The sequence below is a fragment of the Pseudoxanthomonas sp. genome, from assembly GCF_027498035.1.
Classification (GTDB): domain Bacteria; phylum Pseudomonadota; class Gammaproteobacteria; order Xanthomonadales; family Xanthomonadaceae; genus Pseudoxanthomonas_A.
In genome coordinates this window covers 1144837-1166503 of sequence record NZ_CP114978.1, presented here as the reverse complement: position 1 = coordinate 1166503, position 21667 = coordinate 1144837, and the positions used below count along the sequence as shown (strand labels likewise).

The following is a 21667-nucleotide window of genomic DNA, read 5'->3' as shown; positions in this document are numbered from 1 at the left end:
ATGGCTACCGCTCGCAAGCATGCCGGCACAAGCGCCGGGACAACCGCCCGCAAAGTCCCCGCGGGCACGACCAGGCCGAAGGCCGGCACGTCCGAAGACCCGGCCATCGAGCAGGGCTTCCAGGTTCCGCTGGGCGAAGGACGCGTCCTCGACCTGCGGGTCACGATCGCCTCGGCGCCGAGGGTTGGGTCCGGCCCCAGGCCGAAGATCGAGGAGATGCTGCTGATCCGGCGGATCGGCCAGGACCAGGTGCTGACCATCAGTGCCGAACTGTCGCGCCCGCCCAGCGCTGCCATCGTGGTCGGCCCGGGCCGGCCGGTGCGGACAGGCGGGAATTAGCCGGTTGCCGCGGCCGTGGTGCGTTTCGTGGGCCAGCGGCGTCGAGCAGGAGCAAGCAGTCTCCCGGCGCCCGGCGCGCCTGGCTAAAGCAGGGCCGGCTGCGTTACTTCGCGCTCGCCACGCGCGGCCGCCCGGACCGGCGCGAAGCTGTGCCGGTGGTGTACGCAGGGGCCATGCAGGCGCAGCGCGGCCAGGTGGGCGGGTGTGCCGTAGCCCTTGTGGCGGGCGAAGTCGTATTCGGGATGCTGCGCGTGCAGGTCCAGCATCATCCGGTCGCGGGTGACCTTGGCCAGGATCGAAGCGGCCATGATCGCGCGGTCCAGGCCATCGCCACCGATCAATGCATGGCCAGGGCAGGGCAGGCCGGGCGGGACCTTGTTGCCGTCGATATGGGCCACGCCGGCCACGTGCGCGACCGCTTCCACCGCCATGCGCATGCCGAGCATCGTGGCCTGGAAGATGTTGAGCCGGTCGATCTCGGCCACCTCAATCACCACCACATGCCAGGCCAGCGCCCGCTCGACGATGCGGTCGTAGAGCAGTTCGCGCTTGGCTTCGTTGAGCTGCTTGGAATCATCCAGTCCGTTGATCCGCGGACGCGCCGGATCGAACACCACCGCGGCCACGGTCAGCGGGCCGGCGAGTGGTCCGCGGCCCGCTTCATCGACGCCGGCGACGAGCAAGGCGGGGGCGATGGCGCTCATGGTGTGGTGGACAGCAGCGCGTCGATCGCATCGGCGGCGCGTGCGGAGGCATCCTGGCGCAACTGTTCGTGCAACTTCAGGTACTGCGGTTGCAGCGCCGTGACGGCTTCCGGGTCACGTAGCCAGTGCAGCAACGCGGCGGACAGGGCCTGCGGTGTGCAGTCTTCCTGCATCAGCTCCGGTGCCAGGTCTTCGCCGGCCAGCACGTTGGGCAGGGCGAAGCGCTTGACCTTCAGCAGGCCGAGCGCGCGTGCGATCCATGCCGACAGCGGCGCGACCTTGTAGCCAACGACCATCGGCCGCTTGGCCAGCATCGCTTCCAGCGTGGCGGTGCCCGAGGCCAGCAGCACCACGTCACTGGCGACCATCGCCTCGCGGGCCAGGCCGGTGAGCAGGCGCGGGCGCGGCGATGGGAACGGTGAGGCGGCCAGCAACGGCTCCAACGCAGCGCGACAGTCGGCATTGGCGGCTGGAATGACGACCTGCAGGTGCGGCACCTGTTCGGCGACAAGGCGCGCGGCTTCGATGAAGTCCACGGCCAGGCGATTGATTTCGCCCAGGCGACTGCCGGGCAGCACCGCCAGCACCGGCGTCTTCGGATTGAGGCCGAGCGTGGTGCGCGCGGCGGCGCGGTCCGGTGCCAGCGGCAGCGCATCGGCCATCGGATGGCCGACATAGCGCGCGTCGATGCCGTGGCGTGCGTAGATCTGCGGCTCCATCGGGAACAGGCATAGCACCAGGTCGGCGCTGCGGCCGATCTTCTGCGCACGTTTTTCGCGCCAGGCCCAGACCGAGGGGCTGACGTAATGCACGGTGCGCAGGCCGCGGGTTTTCAGCCAGCGTTCCACCGCCAGGTTGAAGTCCGGTGCATCGATGCCGATGAAGACGTCCGGCTGCCAGTCGAGCACCCGTTGGCGCAGCGACTTGCGGAGCTTGAGCAGGCGCGGCAGGTGGCGCAGCACCTCGGCCAGGCCCATCACCGCCAGTTCGCTGGCATCGAACCAGCTGTCCAGGCCCGCCGCGCGCATGCTGTCGCCGCCGATGCCGGCGAACTGTGCATCGGGATGGCGCTGCTTGAGCTGTGCGATCAGATCCGCGCCGAGCGCATCGCCCGACGCCTCGCCCGCGACCAGCGCAAACCGCAGTCGGCGTGTGCCGGCGGTACTGGTAGTGGGTCCGGCCGGCGTCCGCGCGGCTGGGGTGTTGACGGTGTGCATGGCGTGCTTGCGAGCGCTTCAGCGCAGCAGGCGACGCTCGCCGCTGGTGATGAAATCCAGCATCGCCTTGACGTCCTCGCTGCCCTGCGCCTGCTCGGACAGCTGCTGCTGGGCCTCGGCCAGCGGCAGCCCGGCCACGTACAGCGTGCGGTAAGCGCGCTTGATCGCCGAGATGCGCTCGGCATCGAAACCGCGGCGCTTCAGGCCTTCGCTGTTGATGCCGCGCGGCCGGCCGTGTTCGTCGGCGGCGACCATGGTGAAGGGCGTGACGTCGCCGCCCAGCAGCGCGCCCATGCCGATGAAGGCGTGGTCACCGACGCGGCAGAACTGATGCGCGCCGGAAAAGCCGCTGAAGATCACCCAGTCGCCGATGGTGACGTGGCCGGCCAGCGTGGTGTTGTTGGAGAACACGCAGTGGTTGCCGACGATGCAGTCGTGCGCCACGTGCGTGTAGGCCAGCAGCCAGTTGTCGTCGCCGATGCGGGTGACGCTGTTGCCGGTGACCGTGCCGCGGTTGAGCGTGACGAATTCGCGGAACACGTTGCGGTCGCCGATCACCAGTTCGGTGCGTTCGCCAGCGAACTTCTTGTCCTGCGGCTGGCCACCGACGGCGACATGGCCGACGAAATGGTTGTCACGGCCGATCCGGGTCGGGCCGGTGACCGAACAGTGCGGGCCGATGATGGTGCCGTCGCCGATTTCGACATCGGCGCCGATCAACGTGAACGCGCCAACCTGCACGCCAGTGCCCAGTTTCGCGCCAGGGTCGATGACGGCCGAGGGGTGGATCAGCGTATCGGTCATCGGTTACTCCTCCTTGGCCTTGTCGACTTCGGCGCACAGCATCTCGGCACAGGCGACCTGCTTGCCGTCCACGCGCGCCACGCATTCATAAAGGGCCATATTGCGGATCGTGCGCTTGACCTTGGCCTCCAGCTCCAGGCGGTCGCCAGGCACCACCGGGCAACTGAACTTCACGTTATCCACCTTGACCAGGTAGAACAGCTTGTTCTTGGCTTCCTCACCGTAGCCGATCTGGGTGATCAGTCCGCCGGCCTGCGCCAGTGCCTCGATGATCAACACGCCCGGCATGACCTTGCGCTCGGGGAAATGGCCATTGAAGAACGGCTCGTTGAAAGAGACGTTCTTGTAGGCCAGCAGGCGTTTGCCTGGCTCAAACTCGGTCACCCGGTCCACAAGCAGGAACGGATAGCGGTGTGGCAGCAGCTGCTGGATAGTTTCGATGTCGAGAGGCAGTTCTAGGTTCATGACCATGGTGGTTCTTAAGAGTCCTTGCTGGCGGCGGGGATGCGCCGGGCGAGCGCGTCCAGCTGGCGGAAACGCGCTGCGTTCTTGCGCCAGGTGCGGACGTCGGTGATGGGAAGGGATGAGGCGTAGACGCCAGGCTCGGTGACCGGGCCGGCGACCATCGACATGGCCAGGATGGTGACCTTGTCGCAGATTTCCAGGTGGCCTGACACGCCCACCTTGCCGGCCAGCATGCAATAGCGGCCGATCTTCGCACTCCCTGCGATGCCCACCTGCGCGGCCATGGCGGTATGTGCACCAACATGGACGTTGTGGGCGATCTGGATCTGGTTGTCCAGGCGGACATCCTCTTCCAGCACGGTGTCTTCCAGTGCGCCGCGGTCGATGCAGGTGTTGGCGCCGATCTCGCAGTCTTCACCGACCACCACGCCGCCCAGTTGCGGCACGTTGAGCCAGCGGCCGTGTTCCATGGCCATGCCGAACCCCTGCGCGCCCAGCACGGCGCCCGGATGGATGCGTACGTTGCGACCCAGGCGGACACGCAGGACCAAGGTGACGCGGGCGACCAGTTCGCAGTCGTCGCCGACGCTGCAGTGTTCGCCGATGACGCAGCCCGGGCCGATCACGCAGCGCTCGCCGATGCTGCTGCCTTCACCGACGCAGACGTGCGCTCCGATGCTGGCGCTGGCAGCGATCTGCGCACTGGGATGGATCACCGCGCTGGGATGGATGCCGGCCGGACGCGTGAATGTGGATTCGAACAGCTCGGACACCTTGGCGAAGGCCACGTGCGGGTCCTTGGCGACCAGCGCGGTGCCGCGCACGCCTTCCACATGGTCGGCGCTGACGATCACGATCGATGCCTGGGTGGTCGCCAGCAGGTCCGCATAGCGCGGATTGGCCAGGAATGCCAGCTGCCCGCGCTGTGCAGCGGCCAAGGTCGCCGCACCGGTCACGGTGGCGGCGGCATCGCCATGCAGTTCCAGGCCGAAACGCTGGGCCAGGTCGCCAGCGGTATGGGGGAGTGTGCTCATGCGCGGCATTTTACCCTGAGCCCGCATCGCACAAACGAAGGCCCGGACAAGCCGGGCCTTGGTCATGCCAGTGCGGGCGCGGAAACCTAGAACGATCCGCCGAAGGTGAACTGCAGGCGTTCGATCTCGTCGCCGGTCTGGGTCTTCAGCGGGATGGCATAGCTGATCGAGATCGGGCCGACCGGCGCGCGCCACAACAGCGCCACGCCCGTGGAGGCGCGCAGGTCGTTGGCGTGGAACTCGCTGTAGCCGTTGTAGACATTGCCCACGTCGACGAAGGCCGAGATGCGCGCGGCGTTGGAGTCGAACAGCTTCGGGAAGATCAGTTCGAGCTGGCCGATGGTCTTGAGCGAACCACCCAGCGGCTGGCCGTCGCTGTAGTACGCGGTGGCTTCCGAGCGCGGACCCAGGGTGTTGTCCTCGAAACCACGCACCGAGCGCACGCCGCCGGCGTAGAAGTTCTCGTAGAACGGCAGGCCGCTGGCGGTGTAGGTCGTTGCGACCGCGCCCGCGTTGCTGCAGTCGGTGGCCGCCAGGTTGGTGTCGGACACGGTGCAGATCGTGCGCGTGGTGTCCTTGCCGTAGCTATCGCCGTAGCCCAGTTCGGCACCGGTACGCAGCACGAAGGCCGGGCTCAACGACCAGTATTTGGAGAATTCGTAGTTGAGCTTGTAGTACTCCACCGTGGAGCCGGGCAGGGTGACTTCCGCCGAGATGCGCTGGTAGATGCCGCGGGTCGGCATGAAATAGTCGTTGCGGGTATCGCGGGCCCAGCCGATCTGCGAACGCCAGGCGTGGAAGGTGCGGCTGCCTAGTGCCTTGACGTAGTCGATGATCGCCTGCGGGGTATAGCCGTCGTAGGTGCTGACCTGGGTCGAGTCGATGCCGAACATCAGCGACACGCTGTCGCTTTCGCTCAGCGGGATTCCCAGGATCGCCTGCGCGGCGATGTTGCGTGTGTCGTAGTAAGCGGTGTTGTAGTCCGAATAGTCGGTGTTGCTGTAGGACAGGTTGTAGCCCAGCGATACGCCGTCGTCGGTGAAGTAGGGATTGGTGAAGGAGAACGAATAGCGATCGGTGTAGTAGCTGCGCGAAGCCTCGACCGCCACGCGGTTGCCGCCGCCCAGGAAGTTGTTCTGCGACAGCTGCACCGAGGTGGTGACGCCGCCCAGCTGCGAGTAGCCCAGGCCGAAGGTGAAGCTGCCCGAGGTGGTTTCCTTGACGGTGTAGATCACGTCGACCTGGTCGCGCGTGCCCGGCACCGGCTGGGTGGTCACGTCCACGGATTCGAAGTAACCCAGGCGCTGCAGGCGGACCTTGGAACGGTCGATCGCGGCCTGCGAATACCAGGCGCCTTCGAACTGGCGCATTTCGCGGCGCAGCACTTCATCGCCGGTGCGGGCGTTGCCCTTGAACTCGATCCGGCGCACGTTGACGCGCGGGCCGGGAACGACCTGCATGTTGATGGCCACGGTGCGCTTTTCGCGGTCCACCGTCGGGATCGGATTGACCTGGGCGAAGGCATAGCCAACGTTGGCCAGGGTCGCGGTGATCGAGTCGGAGGTGATCTCCAGCAGGCGGCGGGAGAAGATCTGGCCCTTGCGCACCAGCACCATCTTTTCCACGCGATCCTGCGGCAGGATGGTGTCACCGCTGACCTTCACGTCGGAGACGGTGTACTGCTCGCCTTCGGTCACGCCGCCGGTCAGGAACATGTCCTTCTTGTCCGGGCTGATCGCCACCTGGGTCGAATCCAGGCTGAAATCGACGTAGCCACGGTCCAGGTACCAGGAATTGAGCTTCTCGATGTCGCCGGAGAGCTTTTCCTTGGAGTACTGATCGTCGCGGCGGTACCAGGACAGCCAGTTGTGCTCCTGCGATTCCCAGCCGGCGGTGATGTCCTCGTTCGCGAACTTCTCGGTGCCGACCAGGTTGATGTGGCGGATCTTGGCCGCCTTGCCTTCCTTGACCGAGATGGTGACGTCCACGCGGTTGCGGTCCAGCGGGCTCACCGTCGGGGTGATCTGCACGTTGTACTTGCCGCGGTTGTTGTACTGGCGCACCAGTTCCTGGGTGACCCGGTCCAGGGCCAGGCGGTCGAAGGTGCCGCCTTCGGACAGGCCGATGTCGCTCAGGCCCTTGGTCAGGTCTTCGGTCTTGATGTCCTTGTTGCCGGTCAGCGTCAGCTTGTTGATCGCCGGGCGCTCCTTCAGCGTGACCACCAGGATCGTGCCCTGGCGCGAGAGCTGGACGTCCTCGAAGAAGCTGGTGTGGTAGAGCGCGCGGATCGCATCGCCGATCTTGGCCTGGGTGACCGTGTCACCGCGTTCGATCGGCAAGTAGGTCAGTACCGTGCCGCTGGAGATGCGCTGCACGCCATCGACGCGGATGTCGCTGACGACGAAATCCGAAGGCGATGCCGCAGGGAGTTGCATGCCGAACGCGGCAGGCGAGGCGGACTGCTGCTGTTGCGGCGTCCCGAAGGCCGGTGCGCTCAGGTCGGTCGACTGGGCCCAGGCCGGAGTCGCGATGGCAGAGGCCAGGGCGAGGGCAAGCAGGCGGCGGGTCGGGAGTCGCGTCATCATCACATCCGTCGGAGAACTGGTTTCGGAAAGACCCCCGCAGGGGGTGGGCCGCCGGATGGCGGCCAAAAGTGGAGCAGTGGAGAGCATCAGATCACCGGGCGCAGGATGTCGTTGTAAAGCGCCAGCCCCATCAGGCCGGCCAGGATGGCCAGGCCAGCGAACTGACCAGCGGCCATGGCCCGCTCGCTTAGCGGGCTGCCCTTGACCAACTCGATAAGGTAATACAGCAGGTGTCCGCCGTCCAAGACCGGGATTGGCAGCAGGTTCACGATGGCCAGGCTCAGCGACAGCAGTGCGAGGAACTGCAGGAACCAGGTCAGTCCACGCTCGGCCGAGGCATTGGCGACCTTGGCAATCGTGACCGGGCCTGACACGTTCTGAAGGGAAGCGTGGCCGGTGACCATGCGCCGGATCATGCCCAGCGAATCGGACGCCAATTGTCCGGTCTGGCGCACCGCGACCGGGATTGCGGCCAGTGGGCCGTAGCGCTGCAGCGCATCGTAGGCCGGCGGCGTGCTGCGGCCCAGGGCGATGCCCAATCCCCAGAATTGGGCGTGTGTGTTGGGGTCGGTCATACGCTGCGGCTGCAGCGGCAGCGCCAGGCGGCTGCCTTCGCGTTCGACTTCGACCATGACTTCGCCGCCGCGTGCGCCCAGGCGCTGGACCATCGGTCGCAGCGCATCGGCCGCATCCACGGCTTCGCCGTCGATGGCGGTGATCAGGTCGCCGGCCTGCAGGGCGCCGGCGGCGGGCGAGCCGGGCGCGACCTCGCGGACTTCGGCCGGTTCTACCGCGAACTGCCAGCGCAGGCCGAGGTCGCCGGTGACGTTCTGTTGGTCGAAGCCAGCGGGCAGGTGCGAGGTCAGCACGCGTCGTTCGATCTGGTTGCCGGCGGCATCTTCGATCTGGGCCTGGACGTCCCGGTCATCCATGGCCGCGCCAATCAGGGCCATGGTGGCTTCGGTCGCGGTGGCGATGCTACGGCCGTCCAACGCCAGGATCCGGTCGCCGGGGCGCAGGCCGGACTGCTGGGCGACGCCGTCGACACGCCCCACGATGGGGGCGAAATCTTCCTTGCCGATCACGAACATGGCCCACAGCAGGGCCACGCACAGGATCAGATTGGCGATCGGGCCGGCGGCGACCACCGCGATGCGCTGCAGGACTGGTTTGCGGTTGAAGGCTTCGCCCAGGCGTTCGGCCGGAACATCGGCTTCGCGCTCGTCCAGCATCTTCACGTAACCACCGAGCGGAATCGGGGCGATGGCGAACTCGGTCCCGTGCTTGTTGCGGCGCGACCAGATCGGTTTGCCGAAGCCCACGGAAAAACGCAGCACGCCCACGCCGCAACGGCGCGCGACCCAGTAGTGGCCGTACTCATGGAAGGTGACCAGCACGCCGAGCGCGACGATCATCCACCAGATGGAGCCTGCGATTTCACTCATGCGGAACGGGCTTGGCCTGTGGTGGTGCGATGGATCCAGCCCTGGCTGAATTGCCGTGCGAGGCCATCGGCCGCCAGCAGCGCGTCCAGGCTGTCGGCCGGGGCGTGGGCATGGGCGGCGAGGGCATCCTCGACCAATGCAGGGATCGCTAGGAAACCGATTTTGCCCTGAAGAAAGGCTGAAACAGCGGATTCATTGGCTGCGTTCAGGACGGCCGGGGCGGCGCCACCGGCTTCCAGTGCGCTCCAGGCCAGCCGCAGGCAGGGAAAAGCGTCCATGTCAGGGGCTTCGAATTCCAGGGTGCCGTGGCGGAGCAGGTCCAGTCCGGCAACGCCGGATTCGATCCGCTGCGGCCAGCCCAGGCCGATCGACAGCGCGGTGCGCATGTCCGGCAAACCCAACTGGGCCAGGGTGGAACCGTCGATGAACTCCACCAGCGAATGCACCAGGCTCTGCGGGTGGACCAGGACATCCAGGCGGTCGCGGCCGACATTGAACAGGTGCGCGGCCTCGATCAGCTCCAGGCCCTTGTTCATCAGCGTGGCCGAATCGACCGAAATCTTGGGGCCCATCGACCACTTGGGGTGGGCCACGGCCTGGGCGACGGTCACCGTCTCCAGCGAGGCGCGGCTGCGTCCGCGGAACGGCCCGCCCGAGGCGGTCAGCACGATCCTGCGGACCTGGGCGCCGGCTTCGCGCGAGCCCAGGCACTGGAAGACCGCGTTGTGCTCGCTGTCGATCGGGATGATCTGTGCGCCGGAGGCTTCCGCGGCGGCGATCAGCAATGCGCCGGCCAGGACCAGCGACTCCTTGTTGGCCAGCAACAGGCGTTTGCCGGCATGCGCTGCGGCCAGGGTCGATGAGAGTCCCGCTGCGCCGACGATGGCGGCGACCACTGTGTCGCAGGCGTCGCTGGCGACCAGCGCGTCGAGCGCATCGCTGCCCGCGTGCGCCTGGGTGTCCAGGCCGGCGGCGGCCAGTGCGTCGCGCAGCTCGGCGAAGCGACTGTCATCGGCGATGACGGCATGCTCGGGGCGGTGGCTGCGGCATAGCGCGACCAGTGCATCGACATTGCTGCCGGCCGCCAGCACGCTGGCGCGCATGGTGTCGGGATGGCGGGCGATGACGTCCAAGGTCGAGGTGCCGATCGAGCCGGTGGCGCCCAGGACGGCGACGGTGCGTCTGGTGTGCGAAGCGGTCTGCATGGTCTAGAAGCCCAGCAACTCGCGGCCGATCAGGAACACCGGCAGCGCGGCGACCACGCCGTCGATGCGGTCCAGCACGCCGCCGTGGCCGGGAATCACATGGCCCGAGTCCTTGGCGCCCACGTGGCGCTTGAGCAGGCTCTCGAACAGGTCGCCGACCACCGAGATCAGCACCGTGGCCACGCTGGCCACGGCCAGTGCCGCCACCTGGCCAGCTTCAACGCCCGCCAGCCAGCCGCCGAGCAGGCCGACGATCACGCCGGCCACCAGGCCGCCGAACAGGCCTTCGATGGTCTTGTTGGGGCTGATCCGCGGGGCGAGCTTGCGCTTGCCGAACGCGCGGCCGGCGAAATAGGCGCCGCTGTCGGCGGCCCAGACGATGGCCAGTGCGGTCAGCAGCCACAGGTGTTCCTGCAGGCTGCCGAGGTTGGCGAAATTGCCCGAATGGATCAGGCACAGCGCGCACCAGGCTGGAACGATGGCCAGGGTGCCAGCAGCCAGCTTGAACAGCCGTGCCCAGGTCTGGTGATCCGAGGCGAAGGTGTAGAAGCGCAGCCACAGCAGCGCCGCCAGCCACCAGATCGCGCCCACCAGCGACACGATCTGGAACAGCACCGGCGAAAATCCGCTACTGGATCGGCTGGCCCAGGTCAGCACCACCATCAGCGCCAGGTTGAGCAGCAGCAGCACGGTGCGCGACAAGGTGTCGTCGATCTCGGCCAGCTTCAGCCACTCCCACAGCCCGACCAGGAACGTGGCCGCGGCCAGTGCGGCCATCCACGGCGTGGGCAGGAACAGGATGGCCAGGATGGCCAGCGGGGCCATCACCAGGGCGGCGAGGACGCGGGTACGGGTCATGGGGTGGTTCCGTGCGCGGCCACCTGGGCCCCGGTGAGGCCGAAGCGGCGTTCGCGCATGGCGAAGTCGTCCAGCGCAGCTTGCAGGACCGTGGCATCCAGGTCGGGCCACAAGGTTTCGGTGAACCACAGCTCGGTGTAAGCCAGCTGCCACAGCAGGAAATTGCTGATGCGGTGGTCGCCGCCGGTGCGGATGAACAGGTCCGGTGGCGGCAGGTCGGCCAGGGCCACCTGCGCGCCGAGGCGGGCCTCGTCGATGTCTTCGGGCTTGAGCCGGCCGGCGGCCACTTCCTCGGCCAGCGCACGCGCCGCCAGCGCCATGTCCTGGCGGCCGCCGTAGCTGGCGGCGATGACCAGGGTCAGTTGCGTGTTGGCGATGGTCAGCGCTTCGGCGGCATCCATGCGCTGGACGATGCCTGGGGCAAAGCGATCACGCTGGCCGATGAAGCGCACCCGCACGCCGCGGCGGTGCAGCTCGTCCACCTCGCGTTCCAGTGCGCCCATGAACAGCTTCATCAACGCGCCGACTTCCTCGGCTGGGCGACCCCAGTTTTCACTGGAGAAGGCGAACAGGGTCAGTGCCTGAACGCCGCGATCCAGGCAGAAATCGATGCACAGGTTCACTGCGCGCGCGCCGGCACGGTGGCCGATCATGCGCGGGCGACGACGGCGTTCGGCCCAGCGCCCATTGCCATCCATGATGATGGCCAGGTGGCGCGGGACAGGGGGCAGGTTGGGAGGCATGGCGGTCACGAAGGTGGTGTGACCCGCTCAGACCGCCATCAGTTCCTGTTCCTTCGCCTTGACCACCTCATCGACATCCTTGATCGCTTTGTCGGTGATCTTCTGGATCTCGTCGGCGCTCCCGCGCTCGTCGTCCTCGGTGATCGCCTTTTCCTTGAGCAGATCCTTGACCTGCTGGTTGGCGTCGCGGCGGATGTTGCGGATCGCTACCTTGGAGTCTTCGCCGTTGGAGTGGACGACCTTGGACAGGTCCTTGCGGCGTTCCTCGGTCAGGGCCGGGATGTTGATGCGGATGACGGTGCCGGCGGTGTTCGGGGTCAGGCCCAGGTCCGAACCCAGGATCGCCTTCTCCACCGCCGAGACCATCTGCTTTTCCCATGGGGTGATGGTCAGCGAGCGTGCGTCGCTCACCACGACCGAGGCCACCTGGGTCAGCGGCATGTCCGAACCGTAGTAGTTGACCTTCAGGTGATCGACCAGCGCGGTGGTCGCGCGGCCGGTGCGCAGCTTGGTCAGGTCGTGACGCAGCGACTCGATGCTCTTGTTCATGCGCGCCTGCGCGTCTTTCTTGATGTCGTTCAGCATCGCTGGGTCCCGAGATTCGTCAAACCGGGGATTATAGGCGAAAGCTAGTGCCGGTCGGATTCGCGACGCGGCAACCGGCAGGTCAGTGGTCGTGCACGGGACCGGCAGCGGTGGTGCCATGGCAGGGTTGGGTGCAGGCCTGGCCGCGTTCCAACTGCAGGGTGGCATGGCTGATGCCGAAGCGATTGGCCAGGGCCTTCGCGGTGGCGTCGATGAAGGCATCGTCGTCGTCGGCAACCGGGCGGACCAGGTGCGCGGTCAACGCCACTTCGCCCGCGCCCAGCGGCCAGATGTGCAGGTGATGGATGGCGGTGATGCCGGGTTGGCCGGACAGGAAGTCGCCCACCGCGGCCTGGTCGATGTGGTCGGGGACCGCGTCCATGGCGGCCGAAAAGCTCTCGCGCAGCAGGCCGTAGGTGCCCACGGCGATCACCACGCCCACGAGCAGGGCGGTGGCCGGGTCCAGCCATTCCCAGCCCAGCCACCACATGCCCAGGCCGGCGATCACCGCGGCCAGCGACACCGCGGCATCGGCCAGCAGGTGCAGGATCGCGCCGCGCCTGTTGAGGTCCTGGCCACCGTGGGAATGCCCATGCCCGCCACTGCCATGCAGCAGCCAGCCGGCGCCCAGGTTGACCGCGATGCCGATGGCGGCCACCACGATCACCGGCAGGGCGGCGATCGAGGGCGGTTCGCTGAAGCGCCGCACCGCCTCCCAGGCCAGTCCGCCGGAAAACACCATCAGGACGATGGCATTGGTCAGTGGTGCCAGCAGGGTCGCCTTGCGCCAGCCGTAGGTGTGGCTGGCCGTGGGCGTGCGCCGCGCCATGGCAGCCGCGGCCCAGGCCAGCCCCAGGCCCAGCACATCGCCCAGGTTGTGCAGGGCGTCGGACAGCAGGGCCAGCGAATTGGTGTGGAAGCCGTAGCCGGCCTCCAGCGCGGTGTAGCCCAGGTTGACCAGCATCGCCACGGCGTAGCCGCGCGTGCCTGCATCGTGGGAATGGCCGTGCCCGCCAGCGGGCGCGTGCGCAGGGCCATGGTCATGACCGGCATGGTCGTGACTGTGGCCCGCGTGATCGTGGGGATGTGCGTGCGACATGGCGGCAAGCGTGCTGTGCTGCCGCCGCGGACACAATTACAGGCACGTGTCGCGCCTGTTGGCGGATCAGCTGCGGCCTGCCACCAGCGTGCCGATGTTCTCGCCGCGCAGGATGTTCATCAGGTTGCCCGGCACGCCCAGGTCGTAGATGCGCAGCGGCACCGCGCTGTCGCGGCACAGCGCGAACGCAGCGGTGTCCATGACTTCCAGGCCGCGGCCCAGCACTTCGTCGTAGGTCAGGGTGTCGAAGCGCTTGGCATCGGGGAACTTGCGCGGATCCTTGTCGTAGACGCCATCGACCTTGGTCGCCTTGAGCAACAGGTCGGCCTCGATCTCGATCGCGCGCAGCGCCGCGCCCGAGTCGGTGGTGAAGAAGGGATTGCCGGTGCCGGCGGCGAAGATCGCGATGCGGCCTTTTTCCAGGTGGCGCACGGCGCGGCGGCGGATGTAGTCCTCGCACACGTCGTTGATCTTCAGTGCGCTCATCACGCGGACCTTGGCGCCGAGCTTTTCCAGCGCGTCCTGCATGGCCAGTGCGTTGATGACCGTGGCCAGCATGCCCATCTGGTCGCCGGTGACCCGGTCCATGCCGCTGGCGGCCAGGCCGGCGCCGCGGAAGATGTTGCCGCCGCCGATCACCAGGGCGACTTCGGCACCGGCATCGCGGGCTTCAATGATTTCGCGGGCGATCCGGCCGATGACCTTGGGGTCGATGCCGTAATCCTCTGATCCCATCAGCGCCTCCCCGGAAAGTTTCAGCAGGATGCGGCGATAGGCGAGGGGCGCGGTCATCGGGGGTGATCTCTTTGGACGTGGGCAAACGCCGGCAAGTCTAGCCGACCGGCACCGGGTGCGTCAGGTTCCATCGATGCAATGGCGACATGGCCGAAGCATTCCTGCGTAGGAGCGGGCCATGCCCGCGATGGGCTTCATCGGGGAAGCTCCATCGCGCCGATGGGGCGCTCCTGCTGACGGGGGAAGGTGAGCGAACGCCAGGATCAGACTTCCAGCGAAGCCAGATCGCCTTTGGTCTCCAGCCAGCTCTTGCGGTCACCCGCCCGCTTCTTGGCCAGCAGCATGTCCATCAGGCCGTGGGTGTCGTCGCCGTCGGCCACGGTCAGCTGGACCAGGCGGCGCGTGTCCGGGTGGATCGCCGATTCGCGCAGCTGCGAGGGGTTCATTTCGCCAAGGCCCTTGAAGCGGGTCACGTTGACCTGGCCCTTGAGTTTTTCGCGGGCGATCTTTTCCAGCAGCAGGCGCTTTTCTTCTTCATCCAGCGCATAGAAGACCTGCTTGCCCACGTCCACGCGGAACAGCGGCGGCATCGCCACGAATACGTGCCCGGCATCGACCAGCGCCGGGAAATGCTTGAGGAACAGCGCGCTGAGCAGGGTGGCGATGTGCAGCCCGTCCGAGTCGGCGTCGGCCAGCACCACGACCTTGCCGTAGCGCAGGCCGGAGATGTCGTCCTTGCCCGGGTCGCAGCCGATGGCGATGGCCAGATTGTGGACTTCCTCCGAGGCCAGCACGCTGCCCGAAGCCACTTCCCAGGTGTTGAGGATCTTGCCGCGCAGCGGAAGGATGGCTTGAAAGTCCTTGTCGCGGGCCTGCTTGGCGCTGCCGCCAGCCGAGTCGCCTTCGACCAGGAACAACTCGGTGCGCGACAGGTCCTGGCTGATGCAGTCGGCCAGCTTGCCGGGCAGGGCCGGGCCGGAGGTGATCTTCTTGCGGGTGATCTGTTTTTCGGTTTTCAGGCGTGCGCTGGCGCGGTCGATGGCCAGCTGCGCGATCTGCAGGCCGGTTTCCACGTGCTGGTTCAGCCACAGGCTGAAGGCATCGTGCGCGGCGCCTTCGATGAAGCCGGCGGCCTGGCGCGAGGACAGGCGCTCCTTGGTCTGGCCGGAGAACTGCGGGTCGGTCATCTTCAGCGACAGCACGAAGGTGACGCGGTCCCAGACGTCTTCCGGCGCCAGCTTGACGTTGCGCGGCAGCAGGTTGCGGAAGTCGCAGAACTCGCGCAGCGCGTCGGTCAGGCCCGAGCGCAGGCCGTTGACGTGGGTGCCGTGCTGGGCGGTGGGGATCAGGTTGACATAGCTTTCTTGGACCAGCTCGCCTTCGGGCACCCAGGCCGCGGCCCAGTCGACGATCTCGGTCTCCTTCTTCAGGCTGCCGACGAACAGCTGCGCGGGCAGCAGTTCGCGCTCGCCCATCTCGCCCTTCAGGTAATCGCGCAGGCCGTCCTCGTAGTGCCAGCTTTCGCGCTCGCCGCTGGCCTCATCAAACAGTTTGACCGTCAGTCCCGGGCACAGCACGGCCTTGGCGCGCAGCAGGTGGCGCAGGGCGCGCACGTTGATCTTGGGCGTGTCGAAGTACTTCGGATCGGGCCAGAAGTGCACGCGGGTGCCGGTGTTTTTCTTGCCGACGCTGCCGACCACTTCCAGCGGGCTGGCGCGGTCGCCGTTTTCGAAGGTGATGCGGTGCTCGCTGCCGTCGCGCTTGATGTGGATTTCCACCAGGGTGGACAGCGCGTTGACCACGCTCACGCCCACGCCGTGCAGGCCGCCGGAGAAGGTGTAGTTGTTGTTGTTGAACTTGCCACCGGCATGCAGGCGCGTGAGGATCAGCTCGACGCCGGGGATCTTTTCTTCCGGGTGGATGTCCACCGGCATGCCGCGGCCGTCGTCGGCCACCTCGACGCTGCCATCCTTGAAGAGGGTCACTTCCACGATCTTGGCGTGGCCGCCCAGGGCTTCGTCGACGGAGTTGTCGATCACTTCCTGCGCCAGGTGGTTCGGGCGCGCGGTGTCGGTGTACATGCCGGGGCGGCGCTTGACCGGGTCCAGGCCGGAGAGGACTTCGATATCGGCGGCGTTGTAGCGGGTATTCATGCGTTCAATCAGGTCGTGTGGAGGCCACGAAGGCGGGCAAGTGTGCGGGCTGGGGCGGGGTTTTGCACGTCCGTGACGACCATCTGCCGCGGCGCAACCGGTGCGACGCATGCGTGCTTGGCAGGCGCCGGCACCATGAAAGCCGCACTTGGCCGATACAATCGGGCCAGGACGGCGCGCCATGCCGGTCCGCGTGCCAACTCCGGTGCGCGGCGGTCGCTGCGAGGTCACGGCACAGGAGAGTTATCGGGTGGTGGACAGTACCGCGCCGCAGTTTGTGGGCGATTTGAAAGGCAGCAGCGTCGGTGCGTTCATCGCCGCAGATGTGGGCGGCACCTTTGCCCGGCTGGGTCTGGCCCGGGGTGAGCAGGGCATGGCCGAAATCGTCGGCCAGCGCCGCTATGCCTGCGCTGAGTTCCCCAGCCTGGCCGCCGTGTTGCGCCGGTTTGGCGAGGAATTGCAGGCCGAAGGGCTGGGAGCGCCGCCAGTGTCGGCGGTGGTCGCCATTGCAGGTGTCCTGCAGGGCGACATCTTGCTCAACAGCAATCTGCCCTGGGCTGTATCGCTGCCGGAGACGCGTGTCGGCGCCGGGCTCGACCAGCTTGAACTGATCAACGATTTCCAGGCGCTGGCCTGGGCGCTGCCGCAGGTCTCGCAGACCCAGATGACCGCGCTGCACGGCCCCGGGATCGGTCTGGCCGATCTGCCGGCGCTGCTGCTGGGGCCGGGTACCGGCCTGGGTGCGGCGTTGCTGGTGTCCGATCCGTCCGGGTATCGCGTGCTGCCCAGTGAGGCCGGCCACGCTTCGCTGACCGCGGGCAATCCGCTGGAAATGGGCATCCTGCAGGGCCTGCAACAGCAGTTCGCGCATGTGGATGCCGAGCGCATCCTGTCCGGCACCGGCCTGATGACGCTGTATCGCGCGCTCTGCGACCGGGCAGGCGCGGCCCCGCGCTGGCAGCTGCCGGCAGAGCTGGTAGCTGCCGCCGATGCCGGCGATGACCCGCTGGCGCAGGAGTGTCTGGATGTTTTCTGTGGCTGGCTGGGTAGTTTCACTGGCGATCTGGCGATTACCTTCTGCGCGAAGTCGGTCTATCTGGCGGGCGGCATCGCCGGGCATATCACCCATTACCTCGCGCGCGGCGGTTTCATGCAGCGGTTCCTGGAGAAGGGCGTGCTGGCGCCTGCGCTGCGGCAGGTGCCGGTGTTCTGCATCGACCACGGCTGGCTGGGCGTGATCGGCGCGGCCGCCTGGCACCAGGCCAACGGTTTACGGTTCACTGCTACCTAGGTTTCATCACTCCCACAACGTCAAGGACCCCGCATGCCCTCACGCCGCAGTTTCCTGCAGACCACGGTCCTGGCCACCGGTGCGGCGATGTTGCCGCCGCTGCGCGCCCAGGTATTCGCTACCGGCGCCAGGGTCGTGTCCACCTGGGATTTCGGTGTGCCGGCCAACCAGGCTGCCTGGGCAGTGCTGTCCAGGGGCGGCAATGCGATGGATGCGGTGGAAGCCGGTGCGCGCTGGGCCGAGACCGGCCAGTGCAATTCCACGGTCGGCCGCTGCGGCTATCCGGATCGTGACGGCGTGGTGACCCTGGATGCCTGCATCATGGATGGCGACGGCCGCTGCGGTTCGGTGGCGGCGATCGAGGACATCGATCACCCGGTCTCGGTCGCGCGCAAGGTCATGGAAAACACCCCGCACGTGATGCTGGTGGGCGAGGGCGCCCAGCAGTTCGCGATTGCCCAGGGCTTCAAGAAGCAGTCGCTGCGTACGCCCGAGGCCGAAAAAGCCTGGCGCGAATGGCTCAGGACGGCGCAGTACAAGCCGGAGATCAACGTCGAGCGGCGCGCGATTCCGGGTAACACCGAAAACCACGACACCATCGGCATGCTGGCCATCGACAGCACCGGCAGGATGGCCGGCGCCTGCACCACCAGTGGCATGGCCTGGAAGATGCATGGCCGGGTCGGCGACAGCCCGATCATCGGCGCTGGCCTGTATGTGGATAACGACGTCGGCGGCGCCACCGCCTCGGGCGTGGGCGAGGAGATGATCCGTAACGTGGGCAGCTTCCTGGTGGTGGAACTGATGCGGCAGGGCCATTCGCCGGCCGACGCTTGCCGCGAGGCCATCGCGCGGGTCGTGCACAAGCGCCCGGAGGCCAGCAAGGAACTGCAGGTGTGCTTCCTGGCCATGAACAATCGTGGCGAGGTCGGCGCGTTCGCGCTGCACAAGGGCTTCGTCTACGCCGTCTGCGATGCCGGCAGGCAGGATGCATTGCTGCCCTCGCAGTCCATCTACGCGACCGAACAGGTGTGAGTCCGGTGGTCGCGGGCGGTCGGTACACCCTGGAAATCGCGGCTAGTTCCCTGGAATCGGCGCTGGCCGCGCAGGTTGGTGGCGCCGACCGGGTGGAGTTGTGCGAGAACCTCGGCGAAGGTGGTACCACGCCGTCCTACGGCACCCTGGCCGTGGCCCGCGACCGCCTGCGCATCCCGCTGTATGTGCTGATCCGTCCGCGCGGCGGCGACTTCGTCTATTCGCCCGCCGAATGGGAAGTGATGCGGCGGGACGTCGAGCTGTGCGTGCGGTTGGGGTGCGATGGGGTGGTGTTGGGCGCGCTGGATGCGCGGGGGCTGGTGGATGTGGCCGGCTGCACGGGGCTGATCCAGACGGCTGGGCCGCTGGGCGTGACCTTCCATCGGGCCTTCGACTGCGTGGCCGATCCGGTTGGTGCATTGGAGGCGGTCATCGGCCTGGGCTGCGAGCGCCTGCTGACCTCGGGCCAGCGCGACAGTGCGCCGGCCGGTGCGGCTGCGATCACGGGGTTTGTTGCCCAGTCGGCGGGGCGGTTGGCGGTGATGGCTGGCGCGGGCATCACCCCGGACACGCTGGAAGCGCTTGCCGAACGGGCGGGCGTCAGCGAATTCCATGCTTCGGCCAAGCTGCGCCTGCCAGGTGTCGGTGGTCCGGCGCCCACGGGCCTGGAGCCCGGCTTCTGGCGGACCGACGCAGATATGGTCCGCCAGTTGCGCGAACGGCTTGATTCACTGGCCTGAAGCGCCCGGCGTTCGGGGCATTCAGGCCGCGCTAAACCGTCAGGCGTAGGCTTTGGCCCGTTGCAGAAGGCGCCCGCGCCGCTGCGATGCCCCGAGGTTCCTCATCCAGGAGTCATTCCATGAAATCCCGAACCGTATTGCTGCTGGCTGGTGCCGTTGCGGCACTGTCCACTGCCGCCGTTGCGATGGCTGCTTCCGGCAGCCCGCAGGCCGAAAGCAAGGCGGCTACTTCCTCCGCCCCGGCCAAGACCGAGGACACCCGCAGCGAAGCTGAAAAGCGCGCTGCGCGTCGTGCTGCCAATGACCAGCGCCTGAAAACCCAGGACCAGTCCAAGGCCAATCCCACCCCGCGGAAAGAAGAGGAAGAGGAGACGCGCAAGCAGTAATGCCCGCTGTTTCCAAGCACCAAATCGCGCACGCCCCGCCAGTCGGGGCGTGCGTTTTTTCATCCGTCAATGCCTGCCTGGTGGAACGTCGCGTGTGTCGTGGCGTTTGGCCGCAGGCGCTGCACCCTGTAAACTATCGCTTTCCAGGAGCCCCGATCCATGACTCCCCTGATTTTCGTGACCGGCGGCGTAGTGTCCTCGCTGGGCAAAGGCATCGCCGCCGCGTCCCTGGCGTCCATTCTTGAAGCGCGTGGCCTGAAGGTCACGATGATGAAGCTGGACCCGTACATCAACGTCGACCCGGGCACCATGAGCCCGTTCCAGCACGGTGAGGTCTACGTCACCGATGACGGCGCCGAAACCGACCTGGACCTGGGCCATTACGAGCGTTTCGTGCGTACGCGCCTGAGCCGCAAGAATTCGGTCACCACCGGTCGCATCTACGAGAACGTGATCCGCAAGGAGCGCCGCGGCGACTACCTGGGCGCGACCGTGCAGGTCATCCCGCACATCACCGACGAGATCAAGCGCAGCATCGACGAGGCCACGGCCGGTTACGACGTGGGCCTGATCGAGATCGGCGGCACCGTGGGCGACATCGAGTCGCTGCCGTTCCTGGAAGCCATCCGCCAGATCCGCGCCGAGCGCGGTCCTGAGAAGGCGGTCTTCATGCACTTGACCCTGGTGCCGTACATCGCCGCGGCTGGCGAGCTGAAGACCAAGCCGACCCAGCATTCGGTCAAGGAACTGCGTTCGATCGGCATCCAGCCCGACGTGCTGCTGTGCCGCTCCGAGCAGGAAATCCCGGACAGCGAACGCCGCAAGATCTCGTTGTTCACCAATGTCTCCGAACGCGCGGTGATCAGCCTGCGCGACGTGGACGTGCTCTACAAGATTCCGCTGGGGCTGAAAGAGCAGGGTCTGGACCAGTTCGTGGTCGACCGCCTGCGCCTGCCGGCGCAGAAGGAAGCCGACCTGCACGAGTGGGAAGCCGCGGTCGACGCCACGGTCAATCCGCTGGACGAAGTCACCATCGCGGTGGTCGGCAAGTACATCGACCACAAGGACGCCTACAAGTCGGTCGGCGAGGCCCTCAAGCACGGCGGCCTGCGCCAGCGCACCCGGGTCAACCTGAAGTGGCTGGAATCGCAGGACATCGAGGAAGGCACCGGCGCGCTGGACGACGTGGACGGCATCCTGGTGCCCGGTGGCTTCGGCGACCGTGGCTTTGAAGGCAAGGTCGCCACCGCCCAGTACGCCCGCGAACAGCAGGTGCCGTACTTCGGCATCTGCTACGGCATGCAGGCGGCAGTGGTCGATTACGCCCGCCATATCTGCAAGCTGGAAGGTGCCAACAGCACCGAGAACGACAAGCAGTCGCCGCACCCGGTGATCGGTCTGATCACCGAATGGCGCACCGCCACCGGCGATGTGGAAAAGCGCGACGAGCGTTCCGACCTGGGCGGCACCATGCGCCTGGGGCTGCAGGAACAGCGGCTCAAGCCCGGCACGCTGGCGCGCGAGATGTACGGCGCCGACGTGGTGGCGGAGCGTCATCGGCATCGCTACGAGTTCAACAACCGCTACCGCACCCAGCTGGAAGACGCCGGCCTGGTGATTTCGGCCAAGTCGATGGACGACACGCTGGTGGAAATGGTCGAACTGCCGCGCGACAAGCACCCATGGTACCTGGCCTGCCAGGCGCACCCGGAGTTCCTGTCCACGCCGCGCGACGGCCACCCGCTGTTCGTCGGTTTCATCCGCGCTGCGCGCGAGCGCAAGGCTGGCGGCAAGCTGCTCAAGGAAGCGCGCGCGTGACCCCGCTGGCTGTCGGACCTAGCGTGTCGGTTGGAGCAACCGTTGCGTCAGGTCCGGCAGCTGGCAAGCGTGCTGCCCCGCACGAGCGCGTCATGGCCTGATGCCCGCTGGCGAGCCCCCATCGCATGGCTTTTCCGGCCTGTGCCATCGCCAGGGGGTGGGCTGGGTGCTCGCCACGTTTGCCGTTGAATTGATCGCCACGCACCTGCTGCCTGGCCTTTGGCAGCGTGTCGCCGAAGGCGGTTTGCCGGCATCCAGAATCATCGAATCCACCAGCGCTGCCACCGGCGGTGTGATGCTGGCCAGCCTCGGGGCCGCATTGTTGGCCTGCACGCTCTACAATCGCTTCGCTCGCGAACGCGCACGCCATCGTGATGAGGCGTTGCGCGGGTGCGCTCCTGACTTCCTTCGGCCATGCCGGGCGCG

At 67.1% G+C, this 21667-nt stretch carries 20 protein-coding genes; 6 read left to right on the top strand and 14 right to left on the bottom strand.

The annotated features are described in order from the left end of the window. Nucleotides 1–339 carry a hypothetical protein gene (locus O8I58_RS05100; protein WP_298321220.1) on the top strand — a complete coding sequence of 113 codons (339 nt, stop codon included), beginning with the start codon at nt 1–3 and terminating at the stop codon, nt 337–339. Between the two features lie 83 nt (nt 340–422). Here O8I58_RS05100 and O8I58_RS05095 read toward each other — a convergent pair whose 3' ends face one another. The 14 genes from O8I58_RS05095 to parE all read right to left on the bottom strand — a co-directional run bounded on the left by O8I58_RS05095 (nt 423) and on the right by parE (nt 15971). Then, a complete protein-coding gene (locus tag O8I58_RS05095; RefSeq protein WP_298321218.1) occupies nt 423–1043 on the bottom strand; it encodes a ribonuclease HII in 621 nt (206 codons plus the stop codon). Beyond that, complete coding sequence (lpxB, locus tag O8I58_RS05090) at nt 1040–2260, bottom strand: lipid-A-disaccharide synthase (protein ID WP_345781325.1); 1221 nt, start codon at nt 2258–2260, stop codon at nt 1040–1042. Before lpxB ends, O8I58_RS05095 begins: the two co-directional genes overlap by 4 nt. Nucleotides 2261–2278: 18 nt before the next feature. After that, entirely contained in the window at nt 2279–3064 is a 786-nt protein-coding gene (gene lpxA, locus O8I58_RS05085) for an acyl-ACP--UDP-N-acetylglucosamine O-acyltransferase (RefSeq protein ID WP_298321216.1), read from the bottom strand. Nucleotides 3065–3067: 3 nt separating this feature from the next. Continuing rightward, nucleotides 3068–3529 (bottom strand): 3-hydroxyacyl-ACP dehydratase FabZ, encoded by a 462-nt coding sequence (gene fabZ / locus O8I58_RS05080; RefSeq protein WP_298321214.1) that lies wholly within the window; start codon nt 3527–3529, stop codon nt 3068–3070. Between the two features lie 14 nt (nt 3530–3543). Continuing rightward, entirely contained in the window at nt 3544–4563 is a 1020-nt protein-coding gene (lpxD, locus tag O8I58_RS05075; RefSeq protein WP_298321212.1) for a UDP-3-O-(3-hydroxymyristoyl)glucosamine N-acyltransferase, read from the bottom strand. Between the two features lie 86 nt (nt 4564–4649). Continuing rightward, nucleotides 4650–7145 (bottom strand): outer membrane protein assembly factor BamA, encoded by a 2496-nt coding sequence (gene bamA / locus O8I58_RS05070; RefSeq protein ID WP_298321210.1) that lies wholly within the window; start codon nt 7143–7145, stop codon nt 4650–4652. An 89-nt stretch (nt 7146–7234) separates the two neighbouring features. Next, on the bottom strand, nt 7235–8593 hold the full coding sequence (gene rseP, locus O8I58_RS05065) for an RIP metalloprotease RseP (protein ID WP_298321206.1): 1359 nt from the start codon (nt 8591–8593) through the stop codon (nt 7235–7237). Continuing rightward, complete coding sequence (locus O8I58_RS05060; protein ID WP_298321204.1) at nt 8590–9798, bottom strand: 1-deoxy-D-xylulose-5-phosphate reductoisomerase; 1209 nt, start codon at nt 9796–9798, stop codon at nt 8590–8592. The genes rseP and O8I58_RS05060 overlap by 4 nt, the downstream gene beginning before the upstream one ends. 3 nt (nt 9799–9801) lie before the next feature. Beyond that, nucleotides 9802–10656, bottom strand: a complete 855-nt coding sequence (locus tag O8I58_RS05055) for a phosphatidate cytidylyltransferase (protein ID WP_298321201.1) — start codon at nt 10654–10656, stop codon at nt 9802–9804. After that, entirely contained in the window at nt 10653–11399 is a 747-nt protein-coding gene (uppS, locus tag O8I58_RS05050) for a polyprenyl diphosphate synthase (RefSeq protein WP_298321199.1), read from the bottom strand. Before uppS ends, O8I58_RS05055 begins: the two co-directional genes overlap by 4 nt. A 27-nt stretch (nt 11400–11426) precedes the next feature. Continuing rightward, on the bottom strand, nt 11427–11984 hold the full coding sequence (gene frr / locus O8I58_RS05045; protein WP_298321197.1) for a ribosome recycling factor: 558 nt from the start codon (nt 11982–11984) through the stop codon (nt 11427–11429). A gap of 82 nt (nt 11985–12066) precedes the next feature. Continuing rightward, complete coding sequence (locus O8I58_RS05040; protein ID WP_298321195.1) at nt 12067–13083, bottom strand: cation diffusion facilitator family transporter; 1017 nt, start codon at nt 13081–13083, stop codon at nt 12067–12069. Between the two features lie 66 nt (nt 13084–13149). Next, nucleotides 13150–13875 (bottom strand): UMP kinase, encoded by a 726-nt coding sequence (gene pyrH / locus O8I58_RS05035; protein ID WP_298321193.1) that lies wholly within the window; start codon nt 13873–13875, stop codon nt 13150–13152. A 206-nt stretch (nt 13876–14081) separates the two neighbouring features. Then, complete coding sequence (gene parE, locus O8I58_RS05030) at nt 14082–15971, bottom strand: DNA topoisomerase IV subunit B (RefSeq protein WP_298321191.1); 1890 nt, start codon at nt 15969–15971, stop codon at nt 14082–14084. A 181-nt stretch (nt 15972–16152) separates the two neighbouring features. Between parE and O8I58_RS05025 the strand changes: the two genes are divergently transcribed. From O8I58_RS05025 to O8I58_RS05005, 5 genes are all read left to right on the top strand, one after another. Continuing rightward, complete coding sequence (locus tag O8I58_RS05025) at nt 16153–17262, top strand: glucokinase (protein WP_298321189.1); 1110 nt, start codon at nt 16153–16155, stop codon at nt 17260–17262. A gap of 33 nt (nt 17263–17295) precedes the next feature. Continuing rightward, nucleotides 17296–18297, top strand: a complete 1002-nt coding sequence (locus O8I58_RS05020; RefSeq protein WP_298321187.1) for a glycosylasparaginase — start codon at nt 17296–17298, stop codon at nt 18295–18297. A 5-nt stretch (nt 18298–18302) separates the two neighbouring features. Next, the gene (locus O8I58_RS05015) at nt 18303–19037 is read left to right on the top strand and encodes a copper homeostasis protein CutC (RefSeq protein ID WP_298322759.1); all 735 of its coding nucleotides are present in this window, start codon (nt 18303–18305) and stop codon (nt 19035–19037) included. A 119-nt stretch (nt 19038–19156) separates the two neighbouring features. Further along, nucleotides 19157–19423 (top strand): hypothetical protein, encoded by a 267-nt coding sequence (locus O8I58_RS05010; protein ID WP_298321185.1) that lies wholly within the window; start codon nt 19157–19159, stop codon nt 19421–19423. A 159-nt stretch (nt 19424–19582) separates the two neighbouring features. Then, nucleotides 19583–21241 (top strand): CTP synthase, encoded by a 1659-nt coding sequence (locus tag O8I58_RS05005; RefSeq protein ID WP_298321183.1) that lies wholly within the window; start codon nt 19583–19585, stop codon nt 21239–21241. The last annotated feature ends 426 nt before the right edge of the window (nt 21242–21667 follow it).